Raw genomic sequence first — 18,563 nt, 5'->3', positions numbered from 1 at the left:
GGACGATGGAACAGACGCAAAGCCGGATCGAACTGCAACCGGTGATCCTGGCCGGCGGCTCGGGCACCCGCCTGTGGCCGGTATCCCGCAGCCATTATCCGAAACAGTTCCTGCCCCTGACCGGGGAACAGACCCTGCTGCAGCAGACCGCCCAGCGACTGGACGGTCTGGGCGCGGCCCCGCCGCTGGTGCTGGCCAATGTCGAGCACCGTTTCCTGGCGGCCGAACAACTGCGCGCGGCAGGCGTACAGCAGGCACGCATCCTGCTGGAGCCCGAGGGCCGCAATACCGCCCCGGCGATCGCGCTGGCGGCATTGCAGGCGCGGTCCGAGGGGCGCGATCCGCTGCTCCTGGTGTTGGCGGCGGATCACCACATCGGCGATCCCGAGGCCTTCCGGGACGCGGTGGTGCGGGCGATGGCGCTGGCCGAGGCGGGGCATCTCGTGACCTTCGGGATCGTGCCCACGGCGCCGGAGACCGGCTATGGCTATATCCAGCAGGGCGAGGCACTGGGCGCGGATGGCGCGCGCGTCGCCCGCTTCGTGGAAAAGCCGGACGCGACCACGGCCCGCGAGTACATCGAGCGCGGCGATTACCTCTGGAACAGCGGGATGTTCGTGTTTCGGGCGTCGCAGTATCTGGAAGAACTGGAACGTTTCGAACCCGTCATCGTGTCTGCTTGCCGGAGCGCCCTGGAGAACGCGCGGGAAGACCTCGACTTCCTCCGGGTGGACCCCGACGCGTTTGCGGCGGCCCCCCATATCTCGGTCGACTATGCCGTGATGGAGCGGACCGAGCACGCCGCCGTCACGCCGCTGGCGGCTGGCTGGAGTGACATCGGCTCGTGGTCGGCCCTGGCGGGGGTGCGGGGCGTGGACGAGCAGGGCAACACGCTGCGCGGGGACTGCCTGCTGGAAGACAGCGAGGGCTGCGTGGTGGATGCCGATGGTCTGCTGGTCGCGGGCATCGGGCTGCGCAATCTGGCGGTAGTGGCCACCCGCGACGCCGTGCTGGTGGCCGACCGCGACCGGGTGCAGGACGTCAAGCGCATCGTCGAACGCCTGCAGGCGGCCGACCGTAGCGAGCACGTGGACCACACCGTGGTGTACCGGCCCTGGGGCTGCTATGAATCCATCGATACCGGGTCGCGCTATCAGGTCAAGCGCATCACCGTGAATCCCGGCGCGCGCCTGTCGCTGCAGATGCATCACCACCGGGCGGAACACTGGGTGGTCGTCAGCGGTACCGCGCGCGTTACCAACGGCGAACAGAATTACCTGGTCACCGAGAACGAGTCGACCTTCATCCCGATCGGGCAGGTGCACTGCCTGGAGAATCCCGGCGCGCTGCCGCTGGAGCTGATCGAGGTGCAGTCCGGCAGTTATCTGGGCGAGGACGACATCGTGCGCCTGGAGGACGTCTACGGGCGCGCCTGAAGCACGTGCCGCCGGGGGCGGGAATGGTATGATCCCGCGTTTTGGGCGGGGCGTGGGGCGCACGCCGCCCGGCAGCGGGAGTCGATATGGCCAAAGTGGCATTGATCACCGGGATCACCGGACAGGACGGGGCCTACCTGGCCGAGTTCCTGCTGGACAAGGGCTACGAGGTACACGGCATCAAGCGTCGTTCCTCGCTGTTCAATACCGATCGCATCGACCACCTGTATCAGGACCCGCACGAGAGCGATCGCCGCTTCATCCTGCACCACGGCGATCTGACCGACTCAACCTGCCTGATCCGCATCATCCAGCAGGTGCAGCCGGACGAGATCTACAACCTGGCCGCGCAGTCGCACGTGGCGGTCTCCTTCGAGGAGCCGGAATACACCGCCAACTCGGATTCCCTGGGCACCCTGCGCCTGCTGGAGGCAATCCGCATCCTCGGCATGGAGCAGACCACGCGCTTCTACCAGGCGAGCACCTCGGAGCTCTACGGCAAGGTGCAGGCCACGCCGCAGGACGAAACCACCCCGTTCTACCCGCGCAGCCCCTATGCGGTGGCCAAGCTGTATGCCTACTGGATCGTGGTCAACTACCGCGAGGCGTACGGCATGTATGCCTGCAACGGCATCCTGTTCAACCACGAATCCCCGGTACGCGGGGAGACCTTCGTCACCCGCAAGATCACCCGCGCCCTCGCGCGCATCAAACTCGGGCTGCAGGAACGGCTGTACCTCGGCAACCTGGACGCGAAACGCGACTGGGGCCATGCCCGCGACTACGTCGAGATGCAGTGGCTGATGCTGCAGCAGGACACCCCGGACGACTACGTGATCGCCACTGGCGAACAGCACAGCGTACGCGACTTTGTCGACGCCGCGGCCCATGAGCTGGGCATGCGCATCGAATGGCGCGGGGAGGGCGTGGACGAGCAGGGCTTTGACGACAAGGGCCGCTGCATTGTGTCGGTAGACCCGCGCTATTTCCGGCCCACCGAGGTCGAGACCCTGCTGGGGGATGCCAGCAAGGCCAGGCGCGAGCTGGGCTGGGAACCGCGCATCCGCTTCGAGGAACTGGTGGCCGAGATGGTGCGCGAAGACCTCAGAAGCGCCGAACGCGACGAGCTGGTGCGCGACCACGGCTACCGCACCCTGAGCCGCCATGAGTAAGCCGCAGCGCGTCTTCGTCGCCGGGCATCGGGGGATGGTGGGCAGCGCCATCTGCCGCCAGCTCGAGGACTGGCCGGGCGTGGAGCTGCTGACCCGCACCCACGCCGAGCTCGACCTGACCGATCAGGCCGCGGTGGAGGCGTTCATGCGCGTGGAACGCCCGGACCAGGTCTATCTGGCGGCGGCGAAGGTGGGCGGGATTCACGCCAACAACACCTATCCGGCCGAGTTCATCCGCGACAACCTGGCGATCCAGACCAACGTAATTCACGCCGCCCACGGCGCCGGCGTACGGCGGTTGCTCTTTCTTGGCTCCAGCTGCATCTACCCGCGCGAGGCCCCGCAGCCGATCGCGGAGGCCGCCCTGCTGACCGGGCCGCTGGAGCCGACCAACGAGCCCTACGCCATCGCCAAGATCGCGGGCATCAAGCTGTGCGAGAGCTACAACCGGCAGTACGGCACGGACTATCGCTCGGTCATGCCGACCAACCTCTACGGCCCGGGCGACAACTACCACCCGGAGAACAGCCACGTGATCCCCGGGCTGATCCGGCGCTTTCACGAGGCGAAACAGGCCGGCGCCGATTACGTGACCGTCTGGGGCAGCGGGACCCCGCGCCGCGAGTTCCTGCATGTGGATGACATGGCGGGGGCCTGCGTGCACGTGATGAACCTCGACCAGACCACGTACGCGGAGCACACCGAGCCGATGCTGAGCCACATCAACGTGGGCACGGGCGAGGATCTGACCATTGCCGAACTGGCGCAGCGGGTGGCCGGCGTGGTCGGCTTCCGGGGCGAGCTGCGCTTTGACCGCTCGAAGCCGGATGGCACCCCGCGCAAGCAGCTGGATGTGTCGCGCCTCGCGGCGCTGGGCTGGAAGGCCCGCATCGGGCTCGACGAAGGGCTGGCCGGGGCCTATGCCGAGTTCCTGGAACACGGCGGAGCCAACCGGTGAGCGATTCGCCGACGGACCGGATCCGGGTCAAGTTCCTGTCGACGATGCGCGAGGCGATCTGGCGTCACCAGTTGCCGGACGGCGAGGCGCGCTGGGGGCGTTGCGAGTTCACCTTCGACCCGCAGGCCACCGAGTACGACTGGCTGGTGGTGTACGACGAATTCCCGTCCAACACCGGGCGCAACCGGCATTACAGCGAACGCCTCGCCTGTGGCGCCGAGCACACCCTGCTGGTGACCATGGAGCCGCCCTCGATCAAGTCCTACGGCCGGCGCTTTACGCGCCAGTTCGGCCGGGTACTGACCTCGCACCCGGAATGGGCGCTCAAGCACCGGCGGCGCATCCATTCCCAGCAGGGGATGATCTGGTACTACGGCTTCGGCAGCCAGGGTGAACGGCCGTACAACGACATGCGGGCGAACCCGCCGCTGGAAAAGACCCGCGACATCGCCACCATGTGCTCGGCCAAGCGCCAACGGCACACCCTGCATCGGCGGCGCTACGACTTCACCTGGGCGCTGAAGGCCCAACTGCCGGAGCTGGAGATCTTCGGCAAGGGCGTACAGCCGCTGGACGACAAGGCCGAATGCCTGGATGCCTACCGCTATCACGTCGCGGTGGAGAACTACGTGGGGCCGCATCACTGGACCGAGAAGCTGGCGGACGCCTTCCTCGGCGCCACGCTGCCGTTCTACTACGGCGCGCCGAATGCCGCGGACTACTTCCCGCCGGAGAGCTTCATTGCCATCGACATCGACGATGTCGAAGGGACGGCCGAGCGCATTCGCCGCGCGATCCGCGACAACGAATACGAACAGCGGCTGCCGCACATCCTCGAGGCGCGGCGCCGCGTGCTGGAGGAGTACAACCAGTTCGCCGTCGTCGCGCGCATCATCGAGGCCGCTCACGATACCGAACCGGCCGGGCCGACCGGCCAGTGGATCCACTCGCGCCGGGCCCTGCGCCGCCGCGACCCGCTGGCCGCCCTGGAGGGCGCTTGGGAAAAACTCAGCCAGCGCATCGGCCACCTCACCGGCCGCGTTTGACACCACCCGGAGACGGCTGAAGCGTGTCTTGCAAACACGCGATGCGCGCCGGAGAATCCGGAAATGGTCTCTGGAACCGAAATCCCCAAGATCGCCCGTGTTCTGGGTGAGCGCCTCTCGACCGAGCCGGGGGTGGTTTGTGCGTACCTGTTCGGTAGTCACAGCCGTGGAGAAGCGCGGGTGGGGAGTGACATTGACCTCGCGGTGCTGATGGTCGAGCCCGTGGCTGAGGGTCTCCTTAATCCACTTGCGCTCCTGCAGATGGATCTCGAAGACGCGACCGGGTGCACGGTCGACTTGATCGATCTCCAAAAGGCAGGCGCGGATCTGATCCACCGTGTACTACGGGATGGCGTTGTCGTGTTCGAATCCGACGCGCCCCGCAGGGTTGCCTTCGAAGTGGATGCCCGTAACCGGTATTTCGATCTTCTCCCATACCTGGAGGAATATCGCCAGGCAGGAAACGCATGATGGATCGCGCCCTACTGCAGAAGAAGCTGGCTTTTATCGAGACCTGTGTGCGGGAGTTAAAGGAGTTGGCCCGCCCGGAGCAACTGGAGAGTGATGTCAGGGAACGGCGATTCGTCGAACACACCCTGCAGTTGGCCATTCAGGCCGCTCTGGATGTTGCCTCACACTGGGTTTCGGAACGACGGCTGGGGGAGCCGGAGAGTAACCGGCAGTTGTTCTTTCTCCTCGCTTGGGATGATGTGATCGAATCGGATTTGGCAGAAGTCCTGGCGGCAATGGCAGGGTTTCGCAACATCCTGGTCCACGGATATCAGAGCGTCGATCCGGCAAAGGTTCGTCTGATTTTGACCGATCATCTGAATGACCTGGAAGTCTTTTGCATGGCGATGGCGGGCACCGTGCGCAAAACCTCCGGGAATTCGTAGCCAGCCCATCCCCGGTTCAGCCGAAATCGCGGGAGTGGGTGGCGAGTTCGCCCAGCCAGGCGCTGCGGTCGATCAGGCGTTGCACGATCAGGTGGCCGACACCTTCGCTGTATTGCCACTCGCCGTGGGCTTCCAGCAGGCGGCCGTGCAGGACCTCGGCGCGAAAGCGCTCCACGCGGTCCGGCCAGACGATGAGATTCAGCGTTCCGCTCTCGTCCTCGAGGGTCAGGAAGACTGTGCCGTTGGCCGAGCCGGGGCGCTGGCGGGTGATCACGAGCCCGGCGTAGCGGGCGCCACTAAAGCCGGACTGTTCGAGTAGCCGGGCGGCGGTGGCCAGCCGACGCTGCTCCAGGAACGGACGCATCAGGGCCAGCGGGTGCGGGCCCAGGCTCAGGCCCTGGGTGGCGTAGTCCTGCACCAGTTCGTCTACCGCATCCGGGCGCGGCAACAACGGGGTCACATCGGCTTCGCGCACGCTCTCGCCGGAGGTCTCGGCGAACAGCGGCAGGGGTTCCTCCACCGCCTCTGTTGCCCAGCGTGCCTGGTGGCGGTTGCCGGCCAGGCCCTTCAGGGCGTTGGCGCGAGCGAGGCGATTGGCCTGGGCGCGGGTGAGGGCGGCGCGTGCCACCAGATCCGGCACGTCGGCGAGCGGGCGCTTGGCGCGTGCGGCGACGATGCGTTCGGCCACATCGCGACCGAGCCCGCCGACACGGTTCAGGCCCAGACGCAAGGCCAGCGCGTCGTTATTGGCGACCGGCTCCACCGTGCACTCCCAGTCACTACAGCGCACGTCCACCGGGCGCACCTCCACGCCGTGGCGGCGGGCATCGGCGACGATCTGCGCCGGGGCGTAAAAGCCCATCGGCTGGCTGTTCAGCAGGGCGCAGGCAAAGATCGCCGGCTCGTGGCACTTGAGCCAGGAGGAGACGTAGGTGATCAGGGCAAAGCTGGCCGAGTGCGACTCGGGGAAGCCGTATTCGCCAAAGCCGAGGATCTGCTTGTACAACTGCTCGGCGAATTTCTCCGGATAACCGCGGCTGCGCATGCCCTCCATCAGGCGCTCGCGGTAGCGCGCGAGCTGGCCGGTGCGGCGCCAGGCCCCGATCGCTCGGCGCAGCCCGTCCGCCTCGCCGGCGGAGAAGCCGGCCGCGACCATCGCCAGCTCGATCACCTGTTCCTGGAAGATCGGCACGCCGAGGGTACGCCCGAGCACGCGCTTCACTTCGGCATTCGGATAGCGCACCCGCTCCGGGTGGGCGCGGCGCTTCAGATACGGGTGCACCATCTCGCCCTGGATCGGGCCGGGGCGCACGATGGCGATCTCGATCACCAGATCGTAGAAATTCGCGGGCTTCAGGCGCGGCAGCATGCTCATCTGCGCACGTGACTCGATCTGGAACACGCCCAGGGTGTCGGCCTTCTGCAGCATGCGATAGACCGCCGGGTCCTCGGCGGGGATGTCGGCCAGGCCCCAGTCGCGGCCCCGGTGCTGCGCCATCAGCTCCAGCGCGCGGCGCACGCAGGAAAGCATGCCCAGCGCCAGCACGTCGATCTTGAGCAGCCCGACGGCATCAAGATCATCCTTGTCCCATTGGATCACCGAACGCTCCGGCATGGCCGCGTTCTCGATGGGCACCAGCTCGTCCAGCCGGCCGTCGGCGATCACGAAGCCGCCGGTGTGCTGCGACAGGTGGCGCGGGAAGCCCAGCAGTTCGGCGGTCAGCGTCTGCCACTGGCGGGCCAGGGCGCCGTCCGGGTCCAGCCCGACCTCGCGCAGGCGCTCGGCGGGAATGCCGTCGTCCCACCAGGCGAGGTTGGCGGTCAGGGCGTCCAGCCGCGCACGCGAGATGCCCAGCGCGCGGCCGACGTCGCGCAGGGCGCTGCGGCGGCGGTAACGGATCACGGTACAGGCCAGTGCGGCGCGCTCGCGGCCGTAGCGCTGGTAGATGTACTGGATCACTTCCTCGCGGCGCTCGTGCTCGAAGTCGACATCGATATCCGGCGGCTCGCCACGCTCGGCGGAGATGAAGCGCTCGAACAGCATGCTGGAGCGCGAGGGATCCACTGCCGTGATGCCGAGGGCATAACAAACGGCGGAGTTCGCCGCCGAGCCGCGCCCCTGGCACAGGATCCCGCGGCTGCGGGCAAAGCGCACGATGTCGTAGACCGTCAGGAAGTAGGGCTCGTAGCCAAGCTGCGCGATGATCTCGAGCTCGCGCTCGATCTGCTCCGTCACCTTCGGCGGTATGCCGTCGGGCCAGCGGCCACGCGCCCCCTTCAGAGTCTCCTCGCGCAGGTAGGCGGCCGGGCTCGTGTCCCAGGGCAGGGGATCGGTCGGGTAGCGGTAGGTGACCGCGTCCAGCGAGAAGTCGCAGTCCCGCGCGATCCGCACACTGGCCGCGAGCCAGGCGGCGGGGTAGAGCGCGGCCAGGTCGTCGCGTGGGCGCAGGCAGCGTTCGCCGTTGGGGAAGCGCGCCTGCCCCGCCTCCGCGACGGTGGTGCGCAGGCGCAGGGCGGTCAGCACGTCCTGCAGGGCGCGCCGGCCGCGAGCGTGCATGTGCACATCGCCGCAGGCGACGATCGGGAGCCCCGTCGCTTCGGCGAGCTGCCGTGCGCGGGTCGCGAGCGGGGCATCCTCCGGCGTGCGTAACTGGCTGACTGCCAGATGGGCCTGGTCCGGCACGGCCCACCCGGCCAGCCAGCGGGCCGCTTCGGCGAGCGTCGGCTCCGCGATCTCGGGCTCGATGCGCAGCAGGGCGTGCCAGCCGGCACGGGCCTCGGCGGGCAGGGCGTCGAGGTCCGCCTGCGTCAGGTGGTAGTGCCCCTTGTCCGCCGCCCCGCGCGCCCGGGTGATCAGACGGCACAGCGCGGCATAGCCCGCCGCATTGCGCACCAGCAGGGTCAGGGCGGGGCCGTGTGCCAGCCGGAAGGTCGCCCCCAGGATCAGGTGCAGGCCGCAGTCCTTTGCCGCCGCGTGGGCGCGGACCACGCCGGCTAGCGAGGCGATATCCGTCAGCGCCAGCGCGCAGTAGCCCAGCGCCCGGGAGCGCTCCACCAGCTCCTCCGGGTGCGAGGCCCCGCGCAGGAACGAGAAGTTGCTGACGCTCGTCAACTCGGCGTAGTCAGGGGTATGTACAGCGGAGTTGGAGGTCCGACCCATATACTGTGTATATAAACAGTAAATGGGTTGAGCAAGAACCCTGACTCTGGTGGGTGTTGCGGGACTGTCCGGAACAAACGTGCCGGGTACGTTGGAAACTCCATCGCCGCGAGTGAACAGCGATGAGCGGTAACCAACCTCCCGGTACCGTTATCTCTGACCATCGGCACCCTGCGACCCCGCCGGCGCCATCGCCATGAGCCTCTTCCACGGCACATAGGTCGACCGGCGTCGGCTCGAGCGCGGTACACGCGATGTGCAAACGGATCTACCCGCCCGGACAACGGTGCGGTTGTGCCGGGCGTGGTCTTCTTCTGTACCGGTGGGCGAGACCGCGCCGGAATGATCGCCACTCTAACGCTCTAACGCTCTAACCCCGACTATCCGGCGCCGATCGAACTGTTTGCATATGCTCACGCTTTTCGAGCGCCCGCTGTCGAACACTAACAGCAAACAGAATTAGCACATTACAAGATTAGAAAAACCTAAGATCTATTCCGTACCTCGAACACTTATCTACGCGGCGATACATCCAAAGTAGTAGGCCTAAGGGCATCGTGCTTTTTGCATCTCTCCACCAATAGCATGATCTCGGCGTTTGACTATTGACGGCTCGCCTTCAAGCGCCACAGGGGCTTAACCGGAGGCCCTTCACTGGAGGCCCCGGCGTTCCAGCGGGCTTTTCTCAAGATATCTGGCTCCAGCTGGAAAAGGCCATAAAACAATAGAACTGAGAGCCATCTCAGGAGGATGTTATGGGGAATCATTTGATAAAACGGTCAATGCTGACCGTTTCGGTAGCACTGTTAGTCGGTTCGAGCGGTCTCTCCCATGCGACCAACGGCTACTTTGCACATGGATTCGGAACCAAGGCCAAGGGTATGGGGGGCGTTGGAATGGCAATCTCCCAAGATGCCTTCGCTCCTGCAACCAACCCGGCCGGGATTGCCGGAATGGAGTCTCGTATCGATGGGGCACTCGCGTACTTCAGACCCGAACGGTCCTATGAGGTATTTGGCCCGGGTCTCGAGCCAACGGACTTCGAGACGATCGCCGAGAACCTCGACATAACCGAAGAGAACCTAGAAGAAGGACTTGCCGCCGCCGCCAATGAACTAGGCGTTTCGGTCGAGGAGCTGGAGGATGCGCTGTCCGGTGACGATGATGGTGGTCTCCTGGACGACCCTGGGGCTCTTCTAGACGCAAGCACGTTGGAGGAGATCGCCGACGATCTCGACGAATCACCTGACCGAGTCGCCGCAGCGATGGATGCTTTGTTCCTTTCGCTTGTGGAAGAGACATTGGTCCCGCTTAATACCAACAACCAAAAAATAGAAAGTCGCGAGCGTAACTTCTTCATCCCTTCATTCGGTTTCGTACGGCAGATCGATGAGCGGTCATCTTGGGGCGTTACGGTTGTCGGGAATGGTGGCCTGAACACCAATTACCCGGGTTTTGAGAATAACGAGGGTTGTTCGGGCCCGGCAGGCTCCCCAATCGGAACGCAGACTGGACCCTTCTGCGAGGGGGCGGCCGGCGTGGATTTGATGCAGTTAATGGTCCTTCCTACCTTTGCCACCAGTTTTGGTGAGCAAGGGCAGTGGCGATTTGGATTCAGCCCAGTCATCAGCTACCAGCGTTTCGAGGCCTATGGTCTGGGCCAGTTCGAACAGTTCAGCGAGAGTCCGGACCACGTTAGTGACAACGGATATGACGACAGCTGGGGCTACGGCGTACGCCTTGGCATGCAGACCGACATTGGGGACTGGGCGTCTGTGGGTGCGAGCTATCAGTCGCGTCAGCGGCACGGAGGTTTTGACGACTATCGGGGCCTGTTTGCGGAGCAGGGGAGTTTCGATATCCCGTCCACATGGGGTGTCGGTGCCGCAATTTACATCACCCCACGCCTAACCGTTGCCGCGGACTACTCGCAGATTAACTACTCGGAGGTGGATTCGGTCGGTAACTCGGTCACACGCCTGACCGAGGATGGCGAGCGCCTGGGTTCATCGCGAGGTCCAGGTTTTGGATGGGACGATATTGATATCTACAAGGTCGGGGTGCAATACGAGACCCGTGGTAACTGGACGTTCCGTGCCGGATACAACTACGGCCAGAATCCTGTCAGCGCGGATGAGGTGACCCTTAATATCCTGGCCCCCGGTGTCATCAAGGAACACTACACGGTCGGCGCCACGCGACAGATAGGCGATCGTATGGAGCTGAGTTTCTCTGCAATGTACGCGCCGAAGGAGTCGGTGCGGGGGGAACACGCGTTCTTTGATCAGCAGGATGTAGAGATTGAAATGAGTCAGTACGAAATCGAAGTAGGGATCGGATACCGGTTCTAGCCGTATGGCCAGTTGGTCTTGATGAAAAACCGGTACGTCCAAGACCTAACCACCCAAGGTGAGGATAGTAAAATGGTAACAAGCTATAAGCGTTTAAATGGAATGTGTATCGCTCTCGTGGCGGCGGCGCTTGGGGCATCGCCCGGAGCGCTGGCGGCTGAACCACTAAAGCCTTTTGTGCTTGCGGAAACGGCAGACAACGGCAGCGTGGAGGAGGTGGCGGAACGCGTATCCGGCGCGCTGGAAGACGGGGGTTTCAAGCTGGTCGGAGAGTATCCGGTTAGCGAAACGGCGCATGTGGTCGTGGCAACGCATGGCGACCTGATGGCAGTTGCTGAAGACAACCCCCGTTCCGCGTACTTGGCACCAGTCCGAGTCGCCATCACCGAGGTCAATGGAGAGGTACAGGTCAGTTACAACAACCTGGAGTACTTCAGTCACGCCTACCGCGTGGAACAGGATGTGTCGGCAGTGCAAGACGAGCTGAAGGAAGCGATCGGGTACGAGCATACCTTCGGCTCCGAAGACGGCCTTTCGGAGCGCGAACTGAGGCGCTATCGCTACATGATGGGTATGGAGCGTTTCGACGCGCCGTACGAGCTGGGGAGCCATGCCAGTAGCGAAGCGGCGATGTCGGTGCTTGAGGAGAGCTTGTCGTCGGGAGAAAGCGGGGTTCGGAAAATCTACAAGCTGGAGATTCCTGAACACGATGTAACGCTCTACGGTATCTCGGTCCGGGAGGGGCAGGGAGCGCCGAAGGATGCCTCGGACGTTCACAAGCTAAACACTGTGGATGTAGGCGAGTTTCGCCATACGGCCTACCTGCCGTACGAGATCCTGGTGCACGACGGCACCATCGAGGCGTTGCATATGCGCTTTCGCATGGCGGTGCACTGGCCTGACCTGGGAATGATTGGGGCGAACAGCTTTATGCAATTGCGCCGCTCGCCGGGGGTGCTCGAGGAAGTGCTGCAGGCAGTGGCAGGTTATGAGGAAGAGGCGGACGATTTCGATTGGTGATCTAAGCCGGAAGGAGTTTCCTGAAGCGAAGCGGCGTTGCCTTGGCCGTCGCCCAGTAGCCGTTCGGATTGGCCCTCATAGCCGGGCTGTCCGAGCGGCTCTTTCGTTAATGCGGGGCGCGCGTTCGTTATCGGAGGCGTAGATAGGCTTTCTCCGGGAGACCCCGGAGAATTCGGTCACCCGTGCGATTGTCGGACACGAGCAGGTCTCGAGGCGGGGCCACTGATCTTCAACCAAAAAAATGAGGGAGACGCTGAATATCAATGTGCCTGCCCGTGGGGGTCTAGGGAGACGCCGATTGAATCGCGCGTCCGCGTTGGTACCCCAGGTTCTCCGAGACCAGGCGCGTCGGCCAGCGGGTAGTGGTTCTACCCGCACGTTTTTGATGACTTCGGGGCGCAACGCAGGATTGGGGACCTGGGGTTCCAACCCCACAAATTAATGAAGGAAGGGGATCGTCCGCCCGTTGTTGATCAAAAACGGGCGCGCGCACGGCGTTGCGGCTCCCTTGTGCAGAATGACCGCACGGCAGTCGTCGCGCCTTGTTCGCACGCAAAACCGACTCGAGCGCGAACGCGAGATGAAATCAGCGTCTCCTTAGGTCGGGCACTTTCCCATTGACGGACTTGTGGTGCGCTGGGTTCATGAGGGTGGAACAGCTCACGCGGCGTTCTGGGTTTGCCGGGTCATCGTGTAAGAGTCAAAAAAAGAGGAGGAAGAATAATCTCGCCTCCTCATGCCCTTTCCATAAGGAAAGCACTGCCTTCGAGACAGGGGGTATCTCTCAGGACAGTTTGGAGATCTCTCATATGAGAGATGGAACACGATTATTACGTTATCCGGATTTTCGTGAAGTTATTTCACCGTGTGTGGAAAGGCCTGTCAACTATAGCGTCCAACATAGGAGAAGGCTCGTCGGGGGATATATTAGTATGTTTAATATTGGTCGCTGTCAAGGGCAAACGATCAGTGATTTGGTGTTAGTGGGTTCGCGTTAATCATGAAGAGATAAGAGAGGCCGGGTAATCCGTAAGTACTAGGTCTAAAGAGGTCGTGCTTTCTTTAGTCATTCCTATCACGATTTTGGTGTGAGGGGGATCACGCGAACGATCCCCATCGCTTACGTTAACAAAGTAGGTCCAGAACTACTTTGTGTCGGTAGTGCCGGATATAGGAGTGATGGCGATGATTGAACAATATAAGAATCGGATGCTCGCGGCGGCTTTGGTTTCTCTGTTTCTGCTCTCAGCGTGTTCAGGCTCGGGAAGCTCGTCGCTAGTCAGGGAGGATGAGAGTGACTCGGGCGGACCGTCGGGTTCCGGTATTGAACAGACCGCGCAGTCAGGGGCTGAGTCGGGGGATGGTGTTGGCGAAACCGTGGCCATGCTCGGTGGCGAGATCAGCCAGACCGAGATGCCGGTTGGCGGAGAGGTGACGTCGGGCACCGGCGAGGTTCTGATCGCGCTTGGAGGGGGAATTCAGACTTTCTCGTCGGGAGTGGACGATGGGCTGGGACATTATCGTTCTGAGGAGAACTTCCTCGGGACGACTGCCGCGTCAGGGGGAGGGCTGGCCGCCGGTGGCGGCGAGGCGGTCGTGGCTCTTGGTGCCATGATCGAGTCCCTGAACAGCTTGCCGGTGCTAATGCAAATGGACGAAAAGAGCGGCGCGGTGTCGACGCTTGGTGGGATCGTGAGTGAGCTTGGAATCAAGCTGACTGCTTTTGGTGACCGCCTTTCGGCCGAGTTTACCGGGGGGGAGGTTCTGGGTGCAGGGACCTCCGAGCTGAGTGCGGTCGTTCGGCCGGTCCTGATCAAAACCGAGGACGGATTGGGACAAGCGGGCGATGCTCTTCTGATTGGACCGGTTGCGAGCGAGCTGCTTGACGAGGCCGCGGCCGTGGTGGTGGCTAGTGCGCAAGAGTTCGGCGCGCTGGATCCGCGTTTGGCGGGTGCGGAGTCGATTATGACAGGGGGTGGCCATCTGTTGTCGTCGACAGGTCAGCTCCTGACCGCTTCAGACGAGGGTGACGCACCGATTGACATTGGGGAGCTTGAGGACCGCTTTCGCGAATCATTCCCAGATGGTCTGGATGGTGGCGACCCTGTTAACGAGCTGGTCGCGAAACTGGGGACGTTCGATGAACGGTTTGGTAAGGATGGTTTGGACCTGTCCCCTGCTGCATTGGAGGACCTCTCGCGTTCGGCCGGTGTGCTGACGGGACTGGCCGACGAGTCGCCTCTGTCGATGGGGGGTACAGACCTGATGGTTGGGGAGGTCGGTCGACTGCTCGCCGTGGCCCCTGGTCTCGCAGACGGCCTGGGCGGCGTGGTTCCGGAATCGGATCTGGGTTCGGCAGATAGCCTGACCGACGGGCTCGGTCGAATCGAAAACGACCTGGACGGAGGAGAGGACCAGTCGGAAGCGCTGGACGGCCTGAAGGAGGCTCTTGGCGGGGCTTTGGGCACTCTGACGAATCAGTGACGCGCCACTAGCTCGCTGGGCGGAGTTCATTGGAATGCCCGGCAAAGGAGGTTCGGCAGGGGAGTCACCAGCCGGACCTTCTTGGTGGGCCGGTCACGGGCCTTTCGCTCCCGGAATCTCGGGATCGTCTGTGCCCGGGCGCGGACGGGCTAGCGTGTTTTGGGGGGGGGCACATGGAAAGGATCGGGAATGGCAGACGCACACGGCGTGCCTCGTGCGTCAGGGCCGGAACAGAGTGCAGGACGTACTGGTGCGCGGGGTTGCTGGCAGCGGGCCTGTTAATGAGTGGGAGCCCGGTGTATGCACAGGATCTGCCCGATGTGGTGGACGAGCAGAGCCCGTCGTTATCCCCAGGCCTGCAGCTGTTGCAGGAGAGGGACGAGGAATGGACACGGGCACGGGTGAGTTTGCCGGATCCGGCCGAAGAGCTGACACGTGATGCAACGGTCGAGGTCTCGCATGTCAACTTTCTCGGAGGTACCGTCTTCGAGGTCGAGGATCTGGCGCGTGACTTCAAGGGAATGCCTGGAACGCGTGTCACCGTCGGAGAGATCGTGGACGCCGTCCAGGGAATCACCCGGCGGTATCAGGATGCGGGGTATCCGCTCTCCTATGCCTACCTGCCTCGGCAGAGCTTTTCCGATGGGGTCGTCAGAGTGTTCGTGGTGGAGGGATTTATTGCGCGTACGGAGATTGAGGTCGATCACGCACCCGTTAGAAACAGGGTGCAGGCACTCGCCGAACGTGTGGTTGGAGAACGCCCTTTAACGCAGAAAACCTTTGACCGCTACACGGTGTTGATCGCCCGCATCCCTGGAGCGGACCTGGAGGTAAATGCGCCGGTACCCCGTACGCCCAATGGCGCGACCACGCTGCGGGTGCAGGAAAGCGGTATGCGCCGGGTAGCGCCCAGTTTCGCGGTCACGGGTGGCGACGTGGACGAGTTTCGGTTGCTGGCCAACATCCGGCTCCAGTCCAACACACGCTTCGCGGACCGCCTGTCACTGTCGAGTCTGATCCCGGTTGGTGAAAACGAGGAACGGTTCTATGCCGCCGAGTACCAGCAGGAGATCGGGACCGATGGCCTGCAGTTCCAGGCAAGCGCCAGTCGTTTTGATACGGAGCAGGAAGCCTCGTTGCCGCGGAACGGGGATGTTCGGCTATGGCAGGACAAAGTCGCAGACCGATACACCGCTGGACTCGACTATCCGGTGCTGTTGTCTCCGAGCCTGTCATGGACGGCCGGCATCCGGCTGGATCGTCGGGAACAGCGGTCGCAGTACGATCTCGGGAACGATGTGACCCTGCAGCAGGACCTGGACTACTCCGTCGCGGAGTTGCGCTCTACGATGCGCAAGGCAAGGGACGGGCGGCGCCTTGAGTTGCGGGTTGACGTTCGCCAGGGAGTCGACCTTGGCGGGAATCGTAATGAACTGGTGTTGCAGAACGCGCAAGCGAGTGTGCCACTGGAGCGGTCAGAGGAACTCCATTTCACCCGACTCGGAATTGAGGGCCGATGGATTCAGACGTTTGATCAAACCTGGCGCTTGGGCACGCGCGTAGCGGCCTTCTGGTCCGGGGATACGTTGCCCGAGCCGGAGCGAGGGCATTACGGGGGCAATCGCTTTGGGCGGGGATACAGTGAAGGTCAGGCGAAGGGCGACTACGGCGCCGCTGGAGAGGTTGAACTTCGATATTTGCGCGCGGTTGACGGTCAATGGATCGACCGGGTCGAACCGTATGTTGTCCTGGATGGAGCGGCTACGCGGTTCAACCAGAGAAGGGTGGAGCATGACATCGCGTCAGCCGCGGTCGGGATTGAGGTGGCTCGAGGGCGTATGTACCGCTTCGGGATCGAGTATGCGGTCCCTGTTGGTGACCAGGACGTGGAAACCGGGAGTCGGGATGGGCGCATCAACCTTCGTCTGAGTTGGGATCTCAGGGGTTAATTTGTTGCCCGAAGTGTAATGACATGGGTGCATGGGCTCCGTTTCTCGGAAACCGCGCGGAGGGTCCGCCGGGTTTATGCGGAGGCGAAGAAGGCGCTGTATAGAAGATGCCCAATGAAACCTGCGGCCAGGCCGGGTCCATAACGAAGCCGGACTCGGGACGGAACGGATCTGGCTTCCGGGTTAGTGGGCAATGTTCGTCGGCCCTCTCCGTTGCTAAGCATCCTTGCCAGGAAGGCCACTGCAACCGAGAGACTTGCGACCACGAACGCGGTAAGCGTGGGCGCAATTCCAGCCATCAGGGCGATGGCCAGAAGCATCTTGACGTCGCCACCACCCAGTTGTCTCAGTGCAAACCCGGGCAACGTCAGTATCACGGCGAGGGTCGCTGCGAGCGCCGTATTAAGGATGGTTGCGCTTCCGATAAGCGCATTCTGGGTCAGCAAAAGACTGACCATCCCCGCAACAATCGCGGGAATGGTCAGGATGTTGGGGATTTGTCCCCGGTTGACGTCGAACGCACCGCAGGTTCCCGCCCATACGATCGCCAGAAAGGTGATAAAGATCACACAACTTGGCTCCCACGCGTCAGGCGATCACATTTCGTGCAAGTGCGTTGCTCAAGCGTAGTTCTCAGTCAGGCACCTCCGATCCCAGTACCCCCGAGATATGGCTGAAGATCGCTCCCAGGTCCTCCCCGAGCGCCGTCGCTCCCGCGATGATGGCAACTGCGATTAATGCAGCAATCAAGGCATATTCAATGGCCGAGGCCCCTTCCTCGTCCGCTGCCAGCCGTTTAAGCATCGTTATCATTGTTGGTGCTCCTTTGGTGCGATGTAGTCGCACCCGGATGCGTAACAAGGAACAGGAGTGATACGAAAATGCACTTAAATTCCGAGTGGTCATGGGGGTGTGACCGGTTTGGAAATCCAAAGGCCTAGTTGGAAAGAAGTAGTGTGTGAAAAGTGAAAATTAACTACGTTTGGTCTATACCGTTGTGCTGACTACTATCGGGTAGTGATGTCCGGAGCCCGTTCGATTCGCAGGGGGCGCGCCGAACGGCTCGGGACACTTGTAGCAGGGGACTTCATGAACAGTCGCGTGTTGATCGCGCTGGCAGGTCTGTTTCTGCTCTCCGCGCTGGTTTTGGCGTGGGCGGGGATTCTGATTTCCCAGCACGATAAGCCGGACCAGCCTTCGTTTTCGGGACAGGGCACCTCCTCCGAGACGGAGGATGGCGTAGGCGAGGCCGTTGTGGCCGAGCCCGGGACTCCCGTCGTTTTTGCGGCGCGGGATCTTGAACCTGGGACCCAAGTCACAGCGGACGACCTGTACACGGAGCACCTCCGCTCCCTCCCCCCGCTTGCATTCAGTGATAAGGAAGAGGTCGTGGGTCTGACCACGGCCGGTCGAATCCGGTCTGGCGAGTTGTTGCTCGAGGGGCGTTTTTTCCGTGCCAGTCAGCTAACTCGGAGCCTGCGGCCGGGTGAGCGAGCGGTCGCCATTCAAGTGGACGATGTCGTCGGGGCCGGTGGCTACCTGGCACCAGACGATCGTGTGGACGTGCTCCTCTATCTCGATAGCCGCGGTGGCAGCGGGGTCGCGCAGCGAGTGCACGAGGATCTCCGCGTGCTGGCGTATGGGTCCGAACTCTCGATTCCGCCGGATGGAATGGTCGACACAGAAGACGAGGCTGGAGAACGCCGACAGCGCGGTGCTCAGACGGCGGTTCTGGCCGTGCCCCTCGAACAGGCCACCACATTGATGCTGGCTGACAGGGCCGGTGTGCTGCGTCTGGCGGCGCGTCCGTCCAGCAATCGTAGGTCCGATTTCGACGCCGACGCGTTTGTGGCTGCAGAGGAGGCCGTGCGGGGCGAACGCCTGCCAATGGCGATCGAGGAACTGAAGACGCCCGGCGGTCGGGACGATCGGGTTGGGGTTGATCGCGCGGCACTGGAACCGCTGACGCCACAACCTGCGGTGGAAACCGAGGTTGACGGGGAGGCGGCGCCAGTGCCTCCGGTGTTCCTGCATCGCGGAGTCCAGCGTGAATCGGTGCGGCCGTCACAGGATTGAGACAGGGGGACGGTG

General features: G+C 63.1%; 14 protein-coding genes. 11 read left to right on the top strand and 3 right to left on the bottom strand.

The window, feature by feature from the left end; translation table 11 throughout:
- Nucleotides 1-5 precede the first annotated feature (5 nt).
- The 6 genes from D105_RS0105240 (at nt 6) to D105_RS0105215 (ending at nt 5,508) form a co-directional block, all read left to right on the top strand.
- Complete coding sequence (locus tag D105_RS0105240) at nt 6-1,436, top strand: mannose-1-phosphate guanylyltransferase/mannose-6-phosphate isomerase (protein ID WP_018877744.1); 1,431 nt, start codon at nt 6-8, stop codon at nt 1,434-1,436.
- Between the two features lie 86 nt (nt 1,437-1,522).
- Complete coding sequence (gene gmd / locus D105_RS0105235; RefSeq protein ID WP_018877743.1) at nt 1,523-2,608, top strand: GDP-mannose 4,6-dehydratase; 1,086 nt, start codon at nt 1,523-1,525, stop codon at nt 2,606-2,608.
- Nucleotides 2,601-3,566, top strand: a complete 966-nt coding sequence (locus tag D105_RS0105230) for a GDP-L-fucose synthase (RefSeq protein ID WP_018877742.1) — start codon at nt 2,601-2,603, stop codon at nt 3,564-3,566. The genes gmd and D105_RS0105230 overlap by 8 nt, the downstream gene beginning before the upstream one ends.
- Nucleotides 3,563-4,612, top strand: a complete 1,050-nt coding sequence (locus D105_RS0105225) for a glycosyltransferase family 10 domain-containing protein (protein ID WP_018877741.1) — start codon at nt 3,563-3,565, stop codon at nt 4,610-4,612. The genes D105_RS0105230 and D105_RS0105225 overlap by 4 nt, the downstream gene beginning before the upstream one ends.
- A gap of 63 nt (nt 4,613-4,675) precedes the next feature.
- Entirely contained in the window at nt 4,676-5,083 is a 408-nt protein-coding gene (locus tag D105_RS0105220; protein ID WP_018877740.1) for a nucleotidyltransferase domain-containing protein, read from the top strand.
- Nucleotides 5,083-5,508, top strand: a complete 426-nt coding sequence (locus D105_RS0105215; protein WP_018877739.1) for a HepT-like ribonuclease domain-containing protein — start codon at nt 5,083-5,085, stop codon at nt 5,506-5,508. The genes D105_RS0105220 and D105_RS0105215 overlap by 1 nt, the downstream gene beginning before the upstream one ends.
- Before the next feature lie 16 nt (nt 5,509-5,524).
- Here D105_RS0105215 and D105_RS0105210 read toward each other — a convergent pair whose 3' ends face one another.
- Nucleotides 5,525-8,668 carry an error-prone DNA polymerase gene (locus tag D105_RS0105210; RefSeq protein WP_038032754.1) on the bottom strand — a complete coding sequence of 1,048 codons (3,144 nt, stop codon included), beginning with the start codon at nt 8,666-8,668 and terminating at the stop codon, nt 5,525-5,527.
- Between the two features lie 755 nt (nt 8,669-9,423).
- On the opposite strand from D105_RS0105210, the gene D105_RS0105205 reads away from it, so the two are divergent.
- The 4 genes from D105_RS0105205 to D105_RS0105190 all read left to right on the top strand — a co-directional run bounded on the left by D105_RS0105205 (nt 9,424) and on the right by D105_RS0105190 (nt 16,472).
- On the top strand, nt 9,424-11,019 hold the full coding sequence (locus D105_RS0105205) for an OmpP1/FadL family transporter (protein WP_038032752.1): 1,596 nt from the start codon (nt 9,424-9,426) through the stop codon (nt 11,017-11,019).
- 72 nt (nt 11,020-11,091) lie between these two features.
- On the top strand, nt 11,092-12,039 hold the full coding sequence (locus tag D105_RS0105200) for a hypothetical protein (protein WP_051075162.1): 948 nt from the start codon (nt 11,092-11,094) through the stop codon (nt 12,037-12,039).
- Between the two features lie 1,179 nt (nt 12,040-13,218).
- Entirely contained in the window at nt 13,219-14,523 is a 1,305-nt protein-coding gene (locus D105_RS0105195) for a collagen-like triple helix repeat-containing protein (RefSeq protein ID WP_018877735.1), read from the top strand.
- Between the two features lie 296 nt (nt 14,524-14,819).
- Complete coding sequence (locus tag D105_RS0105190) at nt 14,820-16,472, top strand: ShlB/FhaC/HecB family hemolysin secretion/activation protein (RefSeq protein WP_196801060.1); 1,653 nt, start codon at nt 14,820-14,822, stop codon at nt 16,470-16,472.
- Between the two features lie 74 nt (nt 16,473-16,546).
- On the opposite strand, the gene D105_RS14125 is transcribed toward D105_RS0105190, so the two are convergent.
- Entirely contained in the window at nt 16,547-17,041 is a 495-nt protein-coding gene (locus tag D105_RS14125) for a prepilin peptidase (RefSeq protein ID WP_018877733.1), read from the bottom strand.
- A 64-nt stretch (nt 17,042-17,105) separates the two neighbouring features.
- Nucleotides 17,106-17,285: a Flp family type IVb pilin gene (locus D105_RS0105180; protein WP_018877732.1), complete on the bottom strand. Its 180-nt coding sequence runs from the start codon at nt 17,283-17,285 to the stop codon at nt 17,106-17,108.
- 276 nt (nt 17,286-17,561) lie between these two features.
- On the opposite strand from D105_RS0105180, the gene cpaB reads away from it, so the two are divergent.
- The gene (cpaB, locus tag D105_RS0105175) at nt 17,562-18,548 is read left to right on the top strand and encodes a Flp pilus assembly protein CpaB (RefSeq protein ID WP_026280420.1); all 987 of its coding nucleotides are present in this window, start codon (nt 17,562-17,564) and stop codon (nt 18,546-18,548) included.
- Nucleotides 18,549-18,563: the final 15 nt, after the last annotated feature.

It is taken from the genome of Thioalkalivibrio sp. ALE28 (genome assembly GCF_000377425.1).
In the GTDB taxonomy this organism is placed as follows: domain Bacteria; phylum Pseudomonadota; class Gammaproteobacteria; order Ectothiorhodospirales; family Ectothiorhodospiraceae; genus Thioalkalivibrio.
Note: the sequence above shows the minus strand (reverse complement) of the source record. Positions and strands in the feature narration are given on the sequence as shown.